Consider the following 16039-nt stretch of genomic DNA (forward strand, 5'->3'; position numbering starts at 1 on the left):
GTGCCCGCCCTTAGCTCAGCCTGGTAGAGCAGCCGACTGTAGATCGGCTTGTCCCCCGTTCAATTCGGGGAGGGCGGACTTCCTTTCCTGCCGAATCGTAGCAGACACATCCGAATTCGGTTGTTTACCCGATCTGCACTGATCGTCGAAGTCGCTCGGTTGCTGGACGGTGAGGACAAATACCTGAGACGCCTACTCCTCACCGATGCGTTCGGTCGGCCCGTCCTCGGTCGGCGACTGAAGCTCGACTGTATGACCGGTGTGGCGGGCGTGGGTCTCCGCCCAGCGCCGCGCAGGCCGTTCTTCGAGGTAGCGGTCGCCGTCGGGGCATTGCCGACAATCGACGACCCAGGGCGTCACGTCGTCGGGGAAGTGTCCGGTGTGGCGTCCGTGATCGAGCGCGAACTGTTCGACGGCTCGATTCCCCGCGTATAGTTCGTCGAGTTCGTAGTGGAGGTCCCACTCGCGATTGCACCGTGAACACGAGACAGTCGGGACCCCGTCCTCGGGCGCGTCTAGGGCCGGTTCGTCGACCATACCACTCTGTTTCTCCCAATTCACTTCTGTTCTGCCTTTGTCTGCCCGGAGTCAAGCGCGATGGGATCCGTCTAAGGATCGATATGATGCACGGCCTCGGGAGACAGCAGTCGCCCGGTCGGTAAGGCGATCCAGCCGTTCGGAAGCAGCCGAATTCTGCCCTGGTGAAGAACCCGTTCCTGTTCGAAGTCTCCGTACACTGTCGCTTTCTCGTATTCGACGACCGATTCGGCGGTGAACTCCTCTGTCAGTTCGTCCCATATCGACGTGGTTGAAATGACCATATCCAACAGACGGTCCGTTCCCGTAATGTCCCTTGCTACAGCCCCAGCCGAAATCAGCTCTCAATGTCGAGCTTCGACTACGTCGAATCCGTGAACGGCCGTCTATGCCGTTCGGATCACGGCTCTCCGGTCTCGCTCGACTCGTACACTCGAATCCAGCCGTCACCGTATGTTCACGGGATCGTCGCGGTACCGGAACTGCTCACAGGAACTCTGTGTTCTGCGGCCCGTTCGTGATGTGCACCTCGAACGGCATCGTATCTATGGCATCCTGTTCGACGAGGTGCCAGTAGGTCTCGGCCATCTCGTCGGGATCGAGAAACGTGTCCTCGGAGCGATCGGGGAACCGCTCGCGGGCGTTCGGCCCGTCGATCTGGCCGTCGATGACGACGTGTGCGACGTGTACGCCTTCGGGTCCGAACTCCTGGGCGATGTCCATTGCCATCCCGCGCGCGGCGAACTTCGCGGCGGTGAAGCCGATCGTCCCGCCGAGGCTCCGCACGGCCGAGGTCGCCCCGGTGAAGATGACCGTTCCGCCGCCTGAATCGAGCATATCACCCACTGCCTCTTTCGAGCAGACGAACGCCCCGCGGCCGCCTACCTCCCACGCCCCCTCGAACTCCTCAACGCTCGAATCCATCAGTCCCTTCCACGACGCGCCACTGGCGTGGTTGACGAGGACGTCGACGGACCCGAACTCCGCTCTGACCGTTTCGAACCCCTCTCGAATCGCCTCGACGTCCCGGAGGTCGGTCGGGACCGCGAGCCCCTCTCCCGGTTCGGGAAGGTCGGCAGCCAACTCCTCGATGAAGTCGGCCGTCCGGGCGAATAGCGCGACGCGACAGCCCTCAGCAGCGAACCGACGGGCGAGCGATTCGCCGAGCCCGGAACCGACGCCGGCGATGACAGCAGTACGTGTCATACCAGTACATAGTCTGGTCGCGTCAAAACGGTGGTGGCTACGCGGGGTGTCCAGTTGTGGCGCTGTGGCCGTCTTCGATCGATCCGAGACGTGTTACGGCTTACTCCGGCCGTCGGACAAGGAGTCCCGTGACCAGGATGAGTGCGATGAGGCCGGCGGTGTATCCGAATCCAGGTGTGTCGGCCGCAGTCGTCAGGACTCTTTCGGTAGATGTGGTCAGGGTGGACGTACTCGTGGCTGTCGTCGTGGGATCCGGTGTCGGGGAGTTCTGTTCCGAAGCAGCATCCGTGGCCGCAATTGCGAACGTCGAGAATCCTGGCGTCTCAGCCCGGAACCGCCCGTCGCCTAGCGCGGTGGTGTTGAGACCCGTCCACGTTCCGTTGTGATACCGATAGACTGTGACCGATTCGGCGGAGGTGTTCTGCAGAGCAGTCTCGTTCACGCGGACGACGATCTCACCGCTCGTGATCTCTTCGTTCCCGGCTGTGTGGCCCACATTGAGGTAGCCGATCACCGATCTCTCGGTCGTAGCTTCATTCGACGACTCCCACTGGAGCGGTGCCTCGACGTTCGTCGCGTTGGCTTCCGAGAGGCCGATCGTCGTGCTGGTATCTGTGCCAAAGGACATATTGACGCGTTCGACGCCCCAACCGGACTTCCGCGTCTGGTTTTGCACACCGTTGGAACTCACTTCAACGGAGACCGTTTCGTTCGCGGAGATATTTCGTGCTGTGACGTTGACCATCTGGTTCGCCCTTGCCTCCGCCCGATCAACCGTAGCGTTCCCGGTTGTCTGCAATCGTGTTTGATTGCTCAGATCGACTGCTTGCGCGGAGGTATTTGCACCCGGAGCCCCCGGAGTCGCTGGACTCCGGGTTGTGGACCGGGTGTCACGTTCGTCAGAATCATCCGACCTATCTGCGTCGTCTGACTCGTCAGAGTCGTCCGAACCGGCGTTCGATTCTTCGGTCTTTGGATCTGAGTCACTGGGATCTACACCGGTTTTGTACTCTTGGTATGCGTCCGGGTGGACCTGTTTCAGAATCACTTCTACGGCCTGTACGACCCGAGGCGCGGGTTGCTGTAGATAGTTCGTGTTTACGCTGATTATCTGGTCTTTTTTCACGGCCGTCGTCGAGTTGTACGCCGGGTTTTTGGGAACAGAAGCGCCCGACGGCGTGACGATCCAATCCGGGTTGATCTTGACGACAGTCTCGTCGTTGATCATCTGAAAGCCGGCGATCCCCTCACTTGCGGCACCGTTCTCCAGACCGCCGGTCTCCATCACGCTCCCGATGAAGGTATTGGCGCCGGAGGTGTACCCATAGAAGACGTTGAGTCCGACGGGTGTCGATTCGTCTGCGAGTGCCGCCTCGATGTCCTCGATGGAACGTCGCATCTCGTCGGCTCGAGCGCGGCCAGCACTGCACTCACCCACCAGACGACCAGTGGTCTCGGTCTTGTTAGCGACGAATTCGAGAGAGGTCCCTGTCCCGAACACGTATACGGGGATGTTTGCGTCGCGTATCTGCTGAATACGGTCGGGCGTGTACGCGTGCGTCGTGTTCGGTACGAGCACCAGATCCGGCTCGGCGTCGATCACCTTCTCGACGCTCGGGCCACCTGCGCCGGAGACGTTCGCTTTCCCGTCGGCCCCGTCGAGATAGGTCGCATACTGTGAGACGCCGACCACCCGGTCTTTGGCTCCGATTTCCCACATCGTCTGGGCGGCACTCGGGTTGAGCGTGACGACCCGCGTCGGCGGTTCTTCGATCGTCACGGTGTGGCCTGTAACGTCTGTCTCCGTGATCGGAAGGTCGCAAGTACTCTCACTCGGTGTCGGTGTAGGCGTTGCTGTTGGAGTCGGTGTTGGGGTCGGTGTTGGAGTCGGCGTCGGTGTAGGTGTTGGAGTCGGCGTTGGAGTTGGTGTTGGAGTCGGTGTTGGAGTCGGTGTCGGTGTTGAGGTATCCGTCGAGCTTTGATCGAAAACGACCGAATCTCCAACCGAAGCTTGCGATTGTGCTGGATTCGCTGCAGTAGCGATCGGGCTGAGCAGAATCAACCCGACTAGTATCAGTAGACGGTATCGCATTGCACTGTGCTCAAAGACGACGCAAAATGAACTTTTCTTATTGCAATCAAGATTGTATAACCGATCACTGACCAGCTGGTAGCGTGAGCGGACGGCTAAAACGGAACAGCGAACGCTGGGCTAACGTCTCCACAGGCCGGTGCGTCGTCGACTACACGCGCGCGAACGAAGTCCCGACAGGAAAACCGTTCACGAGCGATCCAACCTCCCGTTCCGCTCGTCCCTCACTCGACGGCCGCCAGAAACTCGATTACCTCCGCAGCACGTTCACCGGACGTGATGCGTTCGGCGTCCGCGTCGAACTCGACGACGTCTTCGTCGGCGAGTTTCGGGAGGTGCGTGTGATACAGCGAGATGTACCGCCGCTCGCGACAGTGCGCGCCAACGTCATCGTCCTCGACGCCTTCTTCCCAGGCGACGAGCCGCGTCGCCAACTCCTGCAACGTCCACTCGGGGTCCTCCGCGAGCGCGTAGAGTACGTATCGCCGGCGTCGATCATTCAAAACTGAAAACACGGAATCGCGCTCGAGGACCGCGAGATCGACCGGGTTCTCGGACGACTCCGACCCAGTTTCCTGACTCGATCGACTCGCGCGTCCTGACGTCCTCCCATCCCGATTTTCGTTGTCAGTCACGACAACCGATGTACAACTCGGCGACCCATAATTACTGTGGTCTTACTAACACTTTCAGAGCACAACTGCGTCGGTGAAACACATCTCGATCAGGGCGGACTCACCGCCGGCCTGCCGATGCCAGGGTCGCCTCTCGATCGCCGGGTCTCCCGTTCGATCTTTGTCTTTGGGCGCCTCGTGTTGTCGTCTCAACGGTGAATCGTATCCTCCGCAGAGGGCAACATCCACTGGACGGTCTCGGCGGGTCGTTTGTAGACGACGGTCACGGGTTTGTCGACGATCCGAACGACTTTGTCCGCAGTACTCCCAAGCAACATCTCTTCGACCGCGCCCAGTCCACGCGAGCCGATCACGACGATGTCGATGTCGTTCTCGTCGACGTAGCGCTCGATCTGCTTGTGGGCCATCCCGGTTCGGACGGCAGTCACACAGTCGAGCCCCGCTTCCTCGGCCAACTGTGCTACCTCGTCGGTGATCGCTTCGCCGTGTTCGAGGTACTCCTCGCGTTTTTCGTCCTCGGCTTCGGTGATCGGAACGATCTTGGCCTCGAACTCGTCGACGACGTGCAGCGCGTGTACCGTCGCGTCCAGTTCGTTTGCCAGTCTGATCCCCTCCTCGACCGCGTTGCCCGCCTGTTCGCTCCCGTCTGTCGGAATGAGGATGTTGTCGTACATCTCACAGTAGTAATCAGATACCAAATGATTAAAAGTAATGTTCACACGTCTCGTGGGGGCTGGCTCGACAGAACCGTGAAGTGATCGCAGTAAGATACAATACGTCCGCGGAGAAGCGTTTCACAATGCGGTCCCATCTTTCGTTGGACCGACGTGGCGTCTCCCCAGTTGTTGGCGCCGTCCTGATGCTCGCTATTCTTGCTGCGCTCGCCGTCATCCTCGGAACCCTCGCGATCGGGATCGACTCTCCCAACGACCCGTCGCCGCAGTACGGCTACGAGACGGATCACGTGGCTGACGGTTCCGGAAATACGAACGACCGGCCCTACGTGACCATCACCCTGACGCAGGGACGTATCGAACCCGGCGAAGATTTCTACGTCGTCGATAGCGATGGGAATCTGATTCGCTGGGACCAGGTCTGGACAACGTCGGGTCCGCTCACGGCCGGCGACTACGCACACATCGACGGCTACGGCAGCGATTCGCCACTGAATCCCGCGTGCGAAGGCGAGGTGTATCGGCTGGTTCACCGCCCCGACGACAGCCAGGGTTCAGTGCTTATCGAAGCCGAAATCACCACGCCGGCCGTCGGGAACGCGGCGAGTCACTGCTGATCGACGCCGCCCTCTCGTCGGCTACCGAAACTACGTAGCTTCTAGTAGTCAGTTGTATTGAAAATATAACAGTTTATCCGAGCGAAGCCCGTTGGGACTATTCGATGCCTGCGCCCCAATCCCCCACCCACGTGGTCGTACGCCGCCCGATGAACGACCACGGCGCGATGACCGTCGAGGTGTGCGAGACGAACGAGACGCGACACCTCACCGAATACGCGTCCCCCGAACTCCGCCGGCGACTCGAAGCGCTCCCGTCCGGTACGACCGTCCCACTGACGATGACCCGCGTCGGCGTTCGCTCGAACGTCTGGCGCGCGTTCGAACTCCCCGAGCGCCGCGCGACTGTCTCCCGGTCCGCAGATCCCGCCGAACTCGACGGACCGGTACGACCGATGCACTGACGCACCGGTGCGATTGGTGCACCGACGCGCCGAGGTCTCCCGAGACCGATCCGAGTGCGCCGACCGACCGGGAATTTATCGTTCCCCGCCTCCGAGCGGTGTGGTATGTCCTCACCTCTCGAATACCCCTACGTAACGACGCACGAAGTCCGCTTCCGCGACCTCGACGCCGTCGGTCACGTCAACAACGTCGTGTATGCGACGTACTGCGAACAGTGCCGCGTGAAGTTCTTCGAGGAGATTCTCGGCGAAGGTCTGAGCGACCTCAGCATCGTGGTCGCCCATCTGGAAATGGACTATCGCACCCCGATTGACGACATCGGCACCGTCGAAGTCGCGCTAGACGTCAACGACGTGGGCCGTACCTCCTTCGAGACCACTTACGAACTCACCTTCGAGGGTGAGGTCGCGGCCACCGGCTCGTCGGTGCAGGTCGTCGTCGACCCGGAGACTGGCTCGGCGGCCCCGTTACCCGAGAAGTGGCGCGAACTGCTCCCGACGCCGTCCTAATCAGCGGGCCACGCCACACTTCGCCCCATCTTGCTGTCCCCGCCCGCGACGAGGTGCTCGCCACGCTAGCCCGAACACTCAACCGGGACGGGACTGTATTCAGTACTGATGACACGAGTAGCCATCGTGGGCGGCGGTCCCGCCGGCCTCTCGGCAGCCCTCTTCGCGGCGAAGAACGGTCTCGACGCGCTCGTCTTCGACACCGACGAGACGTGGATGCACAAGGCGCACCTGTTCAACTACCCCGGAATCGGCTCGCTCGACGGCGACGCGTATATGCAGACAGCGCGCCAGCAGGCCGACGATTTCGGGGCCGAACGCCACCAGGACGTCGAGGTCGACGACGTGGACGTGACCGACGACGGCTTCGTCGTCACCGCGGGCGACGACGACCACGAGGCCGACTACCTCGTGCTCGCGACCGGCGCGAACCGCGACCTCGCGGAGTCGCTCGGCTGTGACTTCGACGACGACGGCACTGTCGCCGTCGACGTGACGATGGAGACGAGCGTGGAAGACGCCTACGCGACCGGCGGGATGATCCGCGCCGAGGAGTGGCAGGCCGTCATCTCCGCCGGTGACGGCGCCGCCGCCGCGCTGAACGTCCTCACCAAAGAGAAGGGCGAACACTACCACGACTTCGATATGCCCTCTACCGCCGAGGAAGTCTTCGGCGGCTTACGCGACGACGACGCCTGATAGTGATTACTCTCACTGTGTACCGCCGAGCGCCACTCCCGGTGGCGATGGTCGGCGGTAAGAGACGAGAGTAATCATTATGAGACCGGGACGCTTCCCGCCGGACCCCTCATCGAAGTCACCCGACGACGGCATACACGCGGCCCGTCTGGTCGGCGACGAACACCGCGCCGTGGCCGATCGCCGGCGGGGCGTCGACCCACTGTCCGACCGACAGCCGCCAGCGAACGTCGCCGGAGGCCCCCGCAAACGCCGAAACCGTCCCCGCGTGATCCCCCACGTAGACGGTTTCCCGCTCGTCGTCGCCTTCTCCGCCCACGGCGGGTGTCCCGTGCACCGCTCCCTCGGCTGACGCACGCCACGCCACGGAGCCGTCGGTCCGTTCGAGCGCAACCACCTCCCCGACGCTAGTCCCGACGAACACGCGCTCGCTCGTCGTCGCTGTCCCCCCGTATATCTCGCCGTCGAGCGTCTGCTCCCAGCGGTGGTCGCCGTCCACGTTGTACGACGCCACGCGTCCGGACTCGCTGGCGACGACTACCGCGCCGTCAGCGACGGCGGGGCCAGACCGGATCGGCGCGTCTACCGAAACCTCCCACTGAACGCTCGCTTCAGCGAGGTTGCTGTCGCCGGTCCCGCCGATCCCGAGCGCGACGAGTCGGCCGGCCCGCGTCGCGACGAACACCCGGTCGCTCTGTACCGCGGGAGCACCGCTCACCACCGCCCCCAGATCTCGCCTGAGGCGTAGATCACCGTCACGTGCGTCGACGGCGGCGATCCCCTCTGCCGTTCCGACGTACGCGACGCCGTCGGCGTAGGTCAGCGGCGAGCGCGGATCGACGTCCAGTGAGGTGCCCCAGAGCTGCTCGGGTCGCGGAAAGTCGATGTGTGGCGTCCGCGTCGCCGTCGGTTCGTCTGGCCCCGGCGTCGCGGTCGGCGTCGGGGTGGGCTGAAGATCAGTTGTCGGCGAGTCGCCGTAGTCGATCGTCCGCACGCGGTTGAAAACGCCGTCTCCGCCGCCGCTGAGCAACGTCTCGCGCGACGAGCCTGGCTCGTCGCCGAGAAACACCGGTGTGAGGCTCGGCCCGCCGACGCTTCCGATGCGGGACAGTTCGAGTCCGCCTGTCGCGAGGAGATCGTACGTGCCGCCGTCTCTGTTTCCACCCGCCACCGTCCGCGGCCCGACCACCGGTCCTGACATCGTCTTCGGACGGAAGGGAAACTCCCACCGTCGGTCGCCCGTGGCGACGTCGAACGCGAGGACTGTGCCGTACTGATCGCCCGCGTACGCGACGCCGTCGGCGACCTGGATGTCGAATCGGACGGGCGCATCCGTCTCACCGCGCCAGCGGACCTCGCCGTCGTCTCGTCCGACTGCGACGACGCCCGCGTTCGTTCCGAACAGGGCGACGCCAGAATCGAGGACGGGATTCGTCCCGGCGTCGATCGTCGAGCGCCACGACACGCTCCCGTCGTGCGCTAGTTTGACTGGCCCCTCCCCGAGGACCACGACGTACACGCCGTCGGCCGCGGCCGTCGGACCGCGGGTCACCCAGTCGCCAACCGTCTCGCGCCAGCGCGTCTCACCTGTCGTCGCGTCCACCGCATACACGTGACCCCGGTGCGTCCCGCAGTAGACGACGCCGTCGTGGTATCCCGGGGGCGCGGTCGGGTTGCCGTCGAGGGGCACCGTCCAGCGCCGATCGCCCGTCTCGGTGTCGAGTGCAGTGAGCACGCCAGCATCGTCGGACGCGCCGCTTTCGCGCTCGCCAGTCTCATCGGTCCCCCACCGCCGCGCCGTGACGTAGGCGACGCCGTCGACGACGACTGGCGGGTACGAACGACTCGGGTCGCCCGCCTGCCAGCGCGTCTCGCCCGTCGCGAGATCAACTGCGACGACGCCGCCGGAGAACGTGCCGACGAACGCGTGCGACCCGACGACCGTCGGCGCGTAGAGGATTCCGCCGGGGAGGCCGATCGTCCGCTGTCGCTGTCCGGTTGCGGCGTCGAGCACGACGAGGCGCTCGCGTTCCGGGACGACGACGCGACCCGACTCGACGGCCGGCGGGAACTGCGCCGCGTCGACGGTGGCCGTCCAGCGTTCCTCGCCCGCGGCGTCGACGGCGGCGACGCGTCCGTCTTCGGCGACGACGTACGCGCCAGTGTCGTCTGCTGAACTGTCTGCTTCGCCACCCACGCCGACCGCCGCGCCGATCGTTCCGGCGCTCGCCGTGGTCCACCGGACGCTCGGCGAACTGAGTGGTCCGGTGCCGGCCGCGACGCCGGTGTTCGCCGCGTCAGCGCGGGCCTGCGGCCACGGCCCGATCACCGACGGTGCCGGACCGCGACCGGGAGATGTGTCCGTCGGCGACGACGCCGTCTCGGTGGCCGTGTCGCCCTCGGTTTCGGTTCCGGGCGTGCCGATGCCGCCGCACCCCGCGAGGGGGAGTCCCGCGCCGACGGCTGCGACGCTCGCGAGGACCCGGCGTCGAGTGGGCCGGCCGTCGGCCGCGTTGCTGTCTGCGTCCGCGTTCCTGTTGCTGTCTGCGTCCGCGTTCCTGTTGCTGTCTGCGTCCGCGTTCCTGTTGCTGTCTGCGTCCGCGTTACTATCCGCGGTGCTGTCGCCGTTTACGTCGCTCTCGCTCCGCTTTGGGGGACCGGTCTCGGGTCGGGCGGGAATATCCGACGCGTCAACAGGTGGAGGGCCTGACATACTGTCAACTGCCCGAGCGACCGATAAGTGCTTTCGGTGCGCGTCGCCCCTACTCGAGTAGTTCCTTCGTCTTCCGGTGTCGCGCTCGAAACATCGGCTCGAAGCCGACCACGGCCAGTGGCGAGGCGGTCCGACCGAGGCCACCACCCGGGAGTTCGTACTCGACCTGATCGTCGATTATCGCCTCCTCCCCGTCGGCGATAAACCGGTGGGTGTGGACCCACTTCGCGAACGGGCCGCCGCGCATCTCGTCGCGGAACATCGCCCGCTCTTCGCCGGACTCGCGTTCGGTTATCACCGACGTCCAGCGCTGTCGCGGCCCGACACCGAACGGTCGCATCGACATCTGGATCTCCGACCCTGTCTCCAGAATCTCGGGATCGCGGTCGCCGTCGGGACCGGTGACGGCCTCGACGTGGAGGTTCATCCACCCCGGCGTCAACGCTTTCAGTCCGGAGACGCGCGAGTGAAAGTCCCAGACCTCAGAGAGCGGTGCGGAAACGCGTGTCAGCCGCGAGTACGTCGCCATAGGAGAGAGAGGACCCGACGAGACAAAAGCGACGTGGGCGATTCGGCCGACGCTCGGTCGATAGATCTCTGTCGCCGGACGTTGGGAGATCCACTCTGTCGTGTCTGCTCTCCGTGCTCGCTGCACAATCCATATCTCGGTTTACATTTCAAAAAAAGCTCACGAGGGATTATGACACAGTGTGACATACATTCGAACGTGAGTCGAGGATGACTCCGAATCGCACAGCAAACGAAACATTAGTCGAGGCGTACGTGGACGTTTGGAACGAACGGGACTACTCATAGTGATTACTCTCACTGTGTACCGCCGAGCGCCACTCCCGGTGGCGATGGTCGGCGGTAAGAGACGAGAGTAATCATTATGACAGATCCCAGACCTCGTGTCCGACTCGTTCGTCCTGTACGATCCGGCCGTCCCGGAGGACGTGGGCACGGGCCCGGTGGGCGAAGCGCGCGGCCCGACCGGGTTAGTGTCCTTTATGAACCGACTGGAGCGTGGCTTCCCCGACTTTCAGTTTGCCGTCGCCGACCTCGTCGCGACGGACGATCTCGTGATGGACGAAGTGACGTTCACGGGGACCCACGAAGGCGTGTTCAACGGGGTGCCGCCGACGTATCGGAGCGTCGAAATCCAGATGATGGCGAAGTTTCACATCGAGGAGGGCAAACTGCAGGAACACCACGTCTACTTCGACCAACGGGAGTGTATGGACCAACTGGGGCTCACCTTCCCGGCAGTCATCGCACAACTGCCCACGCTCGTGCGTGGGAAAGTCAGCCTACTGTGAGCGGTCTATCTGCCGTGAGGGGGCGAAGTGAGGAGCGCGGTCTGGACCGCTCCTCGATTTATCCCCATAGAACGGTTCAGAGCGTGAACCGCGTGACGCTCGTTCCCGCCTGCTTCAGATCGACGTCGGTCGCGCCCGCGACGGTGATCTGGTTCTCTCCGTGTTCGATGTCGAGTGACTCCTCGAAAGACCCTTTCTCGGGCACGACGATTTCGGTCTCCGAGGGCGTCTTGATCGCCACGATGGCCGCATCGGTTCGCCCCGAGACGACCAGTTCGTCGCGCATAAAGCGCGTACTGACCTTAAGCCGCGGCCCCGACGGACGTTCAGTCTCCACGTACCGCTCGCGGAGCACCGACGGCATCTCGACCGGCTCGCCGACGTCGATGCTGTGTGCGAGGCGAACGTACTGTGCCATCGACCACGCCAGCGGCGTCGCCGCGCCGGTCCCTTCGCCGAACGCCCAGTTGTACTGCGTGCTGTGCTCGCGGTCCCAGACCTGCTCTGCGAGCATCCGGCCGGAGTTGGCGAAGCCGGCCATCGTCCCCAAGAGGTTTCGGGGATCGAGCGCGTCTTCGTCCGGCCCATGGAGCAGTTCGTACTCCCCACGCTCGCCGGTGAAGATCGGCCAGAGTCGCCCTTTGCCCTTCGATTCGATCGACCACGGCGCGCCCTCCTCGTCGATCGCGCGCTCGCCGTAACCGTCGCCGTTGTACCGGTAGAACGCCGGACCGTGCGGCGTATCCACGCGGATCGTCTCGTCGACTTCCGTCACCGAATTTCGAATCGTTTCGTCGTCTGCGGGCTTGATTCCCAATCGGGTGAGTTCGAGGAAGCCGGCGTCGATGATCTCGCGTTCGTCGAGCGTCGGTCCGTTGTTCGCGAGCGTGCGGAGGTGCCCCACGTCGGGGTCGCCGTCGCGGGTGATCCGGACGTAGTAGGGCGTGTTCGTGTGGCGTTTCGTTCCCGTCTCCGTGGCGGTCCACTCCTCGACGCGGTCGGCCCAGTCGTCGGCTAACGCCTGCCAGATGAGCGCGTCGGCGTCGTGTCCCTCCTGGATCGCGATGTCGGCAGCACACCCGAGGCCGGCGATCTCGGCGGCGATCGACGACGGGGAGTAGCCCGCTTCTTCCTCCCAGCGCTCCTGGGCCGTCGGCGGCCCGTTCCGGGCCACGTAGTCAGCGGAGCGTTTGACGTTGACGTAATCGTACTCCGTATCGGCGAAGTCGACGCCGTGTTCGCGGAGCATCCACGCCATCACCTGCGGGAACGAGATATTGTCCATCTGCTCGCCGCCCCAGCGCGTCCGCCCGTTCAGGTAGGTGTTCTGCGGGATGAACCCCCGCTCGTCCTGCTGGAAACGGTAGATGTACTCGAGCGCCAACTGCGCGGTCTCGATGTCTCCCACCGCCTCGAAGACGGTGAAGACCTGATAGAGGTCGCGCGACCAGACGAAGTTGTAGCCGTAGCCCTTCGCTTCGGTGGCACTGACGGCCTCGCCCCACGGCACCGACGGCGAGGCGATGCCGGCCCCGAGGAACGTCTTGTCCTCGACGGCGCGCAGGCTCATCAGACACGTCTTGTACTGATTCGCGAGCGTGTCGTCGTCTGCGACGGAGGCCGGGAGCTCTTTGTCCGCGAGGAAGTCGTCCCAGGAGTCGACGTAGTCCCGCCGGACAGTCTCGTAGCCGCGGCTGAGCGCCCCCGCGGCCTCACCGAGTGCGGCCGCGGTGTCGGCGTCTTCGGCGAATCCGAGTGCGATCCGGTCGGCGACTCCCTCGCCGACGCCGAGGCGGCCGACGAGGACGACGTTCTCGTCGTCGACGCTGTTTTGCGGCGTCGGCGCGGCCCCGTCCGAAAAGAGTTCGTTGAGGTACTTCGAGCCCGCGACGCCGACGGTGGCCCACTCGAAGCGGCCGGCGGTCGCCATCGCGGCCGCGACGCTGTACTCCGTCCCGTCCTCGTCGATGAGGAGCGGTTCGACGTCGCCGCGCTGATCGTACGCGCTGGCGTCGCGGGCGACCAGGTGATAGCCGTCCGGGCCGCCGAGCCGGAGCCCGCGGTCAGTCGTGCCTGTGTTCGCGAGCGCGGTGTCCGCGATGGCGTACAGTTCGTACTCGTTGTCGTCGTCGGCCTCGAAGTCGACGTCGACGAGCAGCGCGTCGTGTTCGGGGTCGGTCACGTACTCTGCGTGCAGGCGCCACTCGTGACCGCGGCCGTCGCCGGTCTCGGAGACGACGTGCCGGAACAACAGCGCGTCGTCGTCGACGATCTCGACGCGCCGATCGATCGTGTCGGCCTCGTCGTCGCGGCGCGTCTCGTTGTACGTCCGGGCCGTGTAATCGGAGTCGGCGTCGGCGTCGACGACGAGGAGATCCAGCGTGCGGAGGTTCATCAGGTCGACGCGGGGGAACCGGACCTCCGTCAACGCCCCCTCGGTCAGCGTGAACCACACGCGCGAGGGGTCCTCTGAGGTGTGATCTGCGACGGTCCCGACGCCGTACTTCTCGCCGGTCGTCCAGCGCGGTCGCCCAGTCGGCCCCGACGGCGCGGACTTCGGGGCCGGCAGGGCGTCGTGGGCTTCGAGAACGCCCGTCGCGCGGAGGCGCATCGCGTGCGACCACGCGAGCGGCGTGGCGCTGTCGGGCGTGCCGTCGTCGAACACCTGCTCTGCCAGGTAGCCGGCGCCCGTACAGAACGGGCCGTTCGGACGGATCAGGTGGTATAGTTCCGTCGCGTACTCGAAGAAGTCCGCGGACGCCGCTTTCCGCCCGTAGTTGTCCAGCAGGACGGCGAACCCCGCAGCGGCGTTCGCGCCCCACGCGGTCGCGACGGACCACACCTTCTCGTCGTCCTGTTCGGCGCTGCGCCAGTAGTCCCCCTCGAACCGGATGATGCCCGCGACGTCGTCGCCCGCCGACTCCCGATAGAGGTCGTCGAACGCCGTTCGCATATGTCGCTCCAGCCGAGAGAGCGTTTGCGTCGGTATCTCGTCGAGTTCGTCGACGTCGTCGTAGGCGGCGAACGCCTCGACGAGGGCGAACGAGCCCGAATCTAATCGTGAGTCGCGGTCGCCGTTCCCGTCACGGAGACGGAGCGCGTACACCTCGTAGTCGTCGTCCCAGAGCAGATCGAGGCCCTCGAAGACGGCGTCGGCCTGCGCTTCGGCGTGGACCGCCAGGTCGGTCTCCACGGGGGCCGCTGCGACGCTCGCGTACGCGTGCAGGAACGTCGCCGCCGTGTGGACGAACCGGCCGATCATATTCTCCCAGGCGTTCTGACACTCCCGCGGGAGCCCGTCGTCTGCGAGATCCGAATCGAGTGCTGCGACGCCGGCTTCGATCGTCTCCTCGATCCGCTCGGTGAGCGACGCCGAGAGATCAGACTGCCGCTCTGTCAAGAGCGTCGCGAGGTAGGTGACGACGCTCGCCGTCTGGTCGGCCTGGTGTTCGGGTGCGTCTGATCCTTCGATCTGTGCGTTCGCCCAGCCCGGAGCGAGCGACCCGTCGATCGCCCACACCCGGTGGGGCCACGACCCGTCGTCGAGTTGGGTGTCACAGAAGAACGCAGCGACGGTCGAGAGCCGCTCTGTCAGATCGAGGTCGAGCAGTTCGTCGCTTCGAAGAAGGTGTCGAGCGGACTCGGCCTCGTCGCGGAACCACGTGTAGCCGTAACCGCCCGAGTGCGTGTAGAAGGGATCGAACTCGGGTCCGGCGATGTGCGCACCGGAGGGCGCCGTCAGCAGCGAGAGCGCCCGCAGATCGGCGCGGACGGTGCGCGGTCTCGGCACGTCTTCGGGGACCGCCACTTCGGCACGTTCGCGGGCGGCAGCGCGGATTTCGTCCGCCGTGGCGTGTTCGAGCGCGCAGTTCCGGAGGTCCGCCAGTGCGTCCTCGCGGTCGACCTCGGTGTGATCCGACAACTGCGTGACGAGCGTCGTCTGTACGCCCCGGTCTTCGCGTTCGAGCGGCGCGGAGACGACGATGTCGCCGCTGAGGTGCGTGTCCTCGTAGCGTTCGAGCACGGCGTCTCGGGGGAGTTCGAACGCCTCCGAGGAGAGCATCTCCTCGAATCGCTCGGGGACCTGTGCGCGGACGTCGTCGAGGCCGGTTGAAGCGGTGACGTAATCGTGCTCGTCGCGGTGGAACACCTCGACGGCCTGGGTGTCGTTCGGACCGCCGCGCTCGTGGATGAGGCGACCGACCTGCGTCTCGCTGCTCTCGGGAGCGAGCGTCAGAAAGGCCGTCAGGTGTGCGTCGGTCGGGATCGCTCCGCGGAGTTCGACGTGGGTGACGTGTGCGCGACCCAGCGTCAGGTCGTACTGGTGGACGGTGTAGGAACCGGCGTTGTACTCCGTCTCGACGAGGGTCGTCTCCCGATAGTAGTGCTGGCGCACGCGTTCGAGTTCGTCGAACCAGCGTATCTCGCCGTCCGCCTCGATCGCGAACCGAGAACGGTCGATCCCGTACAGACCCGAGAGCGCCGCGGAATAATCGCGGAGGGCGCCGTCAGCCCCGACGTAGACCAATCGATCGCCGTGCCCGGAGAACGCGCCGTTTGTCGTGGGCAACTCCCCCGGAAAGCGCCCGTCACGGTCGCGCTTGTACTCGTTCAGCACGGTCCGAAGTCTCAT

Annotated in this window: 14 protein-coding genes and 1 tRNA gene; 6 read left to right on the forward strand and 9 right to left on the reverse strand. The window is 64.7% G+C overall.

Annotated features, from left to right (window positions below):
• Positions 1 to 4 precede the first annotated feature (4 nt).
• Positions 5 to 78 (forward strand) — tRNA-Tyr (locus NO347_RS11635).
• Positions 79 to 192: 114 nt separating this feature from the next.
• Here NO347_RS11635 and NO347_RS11640 read toward each other — a convergent pair.
• The 6 genes from NO347_RS11640 to NO347_RS11665 form a co-directional block, all read right to left on the reverse strand.
• On the reverse strand, positions 193 to 537 hold the full coding sequence (locus tag NO347_RS11640) for a DUF8062 family protein (protein ID WP_256289748.1): 345 nt from the start codon (positions 535 to 537) through the stop codon (positions 193 to 195).
• A gap of 71 nt (positions 538 to 608) precedes the next feature.
• The gene (locus NO347_RS11645; protein WP_256289749.1) at positions 609 to 821 is read right to left on the reverse strand and encodes a hypothetical protein; all 213 of its coding nucleotides are present in this window, start codon (positions 819 to 821) and stop codon (positions 609 to 611) included.
• A 202-nt stretch (positions 822 to 1023) separates the two neighbouring features.
• Complete coding sequence (locus NO347_RS11650) at positions 1024 to 1743, reverse strand: SDR family NAD(P)-dependent oxidoreductase (protein ID WP_256289750.1); 720 nt, start codon at positions 1741 to 1743, stop codon at positions 1024 to 1026.
• Positions 1744 to 1843: 100 nt separating this feature from the next.
• On the reverse strand, positions 1844 to 3835 hold the full coding sequence (locus NO347_RS11655) for a PGF-CTERM-anchored ABC transporter substrate-binding protein (protein WP_256289751.1): 1992 nt from the start codon (positions 3833 to 3835) through the stop codon (positions 1844 to 1846).
• 224 nt (positions 3836 to 4059) lie between these two features.
• The gene (locus NO347_RS11660; RefSeq protein WP_256289752.1) at positions 4060 to 4338 is read right to left on the reverse strand and encodes a DUF7344 domain-containing protein; all 279 of its coding nucleotides are present in this window, start codon (positions 4336 to 4338) and stop codon (positions 4060 to 4062) included.
• Between the two features lie 320 nt (positions 4339 to 4658).
• Positions 4659 to 5144: a universal stress protein gene (locus NO347_RS11665; RefSeq protein WP_256289753.1), complete on the reverse strand. Its 486-nt coding sequence runs from the start codon at positions 5142 to 5144 to the stop codon at positions 4659 to 4661.
• 125 nt (positions 5145 to 5269) lie between these two features.
• On the opposite strand from NO347_RS11665, the gene NO347_RS11670 reads away from it, so the two are divergent.
• The 4 genes from NO347_RS11670 to NO347_RS11685 all read left to right on the forward strand — a co-directional run bounded on the left by NO347_RS11670 (position 5270) and on the right by NO347_RS11685 (position 7374).
• On the forward strand, positions 5270 to 5761 hold the full coding sequence (locus NO347_RS11670) for a type IV pilin domain-containing protein (RefSeq protein ID WP_256289754.1): 492 nt from the start codon (positions 5270 to 5272) through the stop codon (positions 5759 to 5761).
• Between the two features lie 104 nt (positions 5762 to 5865).
• On the forward strand, positions 5866 to 6165 hold the full coding sequence (locus NO347_RS11675) for a DUF7999 family protein (protein ID WP_256289755.1): 300 nt from the start codon (positions 5866 to 5868) through the stop codon (positions 6163 to 6165).
• A gap of 105 nt (positions 6166 to 6270) precedes the next feature.
• Positions 6271 to 6675 (forward strand): acyl-CoA thioesterase, encoded by a 405-nt coding sequence (locus NO347_RS11680; protein ID WP_256289756.1) that lies wholly within the window; start codon positions 6271 to 6273, stop codon positions 6673 to 6675.
• A gap of 108 nt (positions 6676 to 6783) precedes the next feature.
• Complete coding sequence (locus NO347_RS11685; RefSeq protein WP_256289757.1) at positions 6784 to 7374, forward strand: FAD-dependent oxidoreductase; 591 nt, start codon at positions 6784 to 6786, stop codon at positions 7372 to 7374.
• A 118-nt stretch (positions 7375 to 7492) separates the two neighbouring features.
• Here NO347_RS11685 and NO347_RS11690 read toward each other — a convergent pair whose 3' ends face one another.
• Together NO347_RS11690 and NO347_RS11695 are read right to left on the reverse strand one after the other, a co-directional pair.
• Positions 7493 to 10087 carry an outer membrane protein assembly factor BamB family protein gene (locus tag NO347_RS11690; protein ID WP_256289758.1) on the reverse strand — a complete coding sequence of 865 codons (2595 nt, stop codon included), beginning with the start codon at positions 10085 to 10087 and terminating at the stop codon, positions 7493 to 7495.
• Between the two features lie 49 nt (positions 10088 to 10136).
• Entirely contained in the window at positions 10137 to 10616 is a 480-nt protein-coding gene (locus tag NO347_RS11695) for an SRPBCC family protein (protein ID WP_256289759.1), read from the reverse strand.
• Positions 10617 to 10998: 382 nt separating this feature from the next.
• On the opposite strand from NO347_RS11695, the gene NO347_RS11700 reads away from it, so the two are divergent.
• Positions 10999 to 11406 carry an ester cyclase gene (locus NO347_RS11700; RefSeq protein WP_256289760.1) on the forward strand — a complete coding sequence of 136 codons (408 nt, stop codon included), beginning with the start codon at positions 10999 to 11001 and terminating at the stop codon, positions 11404 to 11406.
• A gap of 76 nt (positions 11407 to 11482) precedes the next feature.
• Here the strand turns inward: NO347_RS11700 and NO347_RS11705 are convergent, their stop codons facing one another.
• A complete protein-coding gene (locus NO347_RS11705) occupies positions 11483 to 16039 on the reverse strand; it encodes a DUF7997 domain-containing protein (RefSeq protein WP_256289761.1) in 4557 nt (1518 codons plus the stop codon).

Source organism: Halobellus inordinatus, assembly GCF_024464655.1.
Classification (GTDB): Archaea; Halobacteriota; Halobacteria; order Halobacteriales; family Haloferacaceae; genus Haloquadratum; species Haloquadratum inordinatus.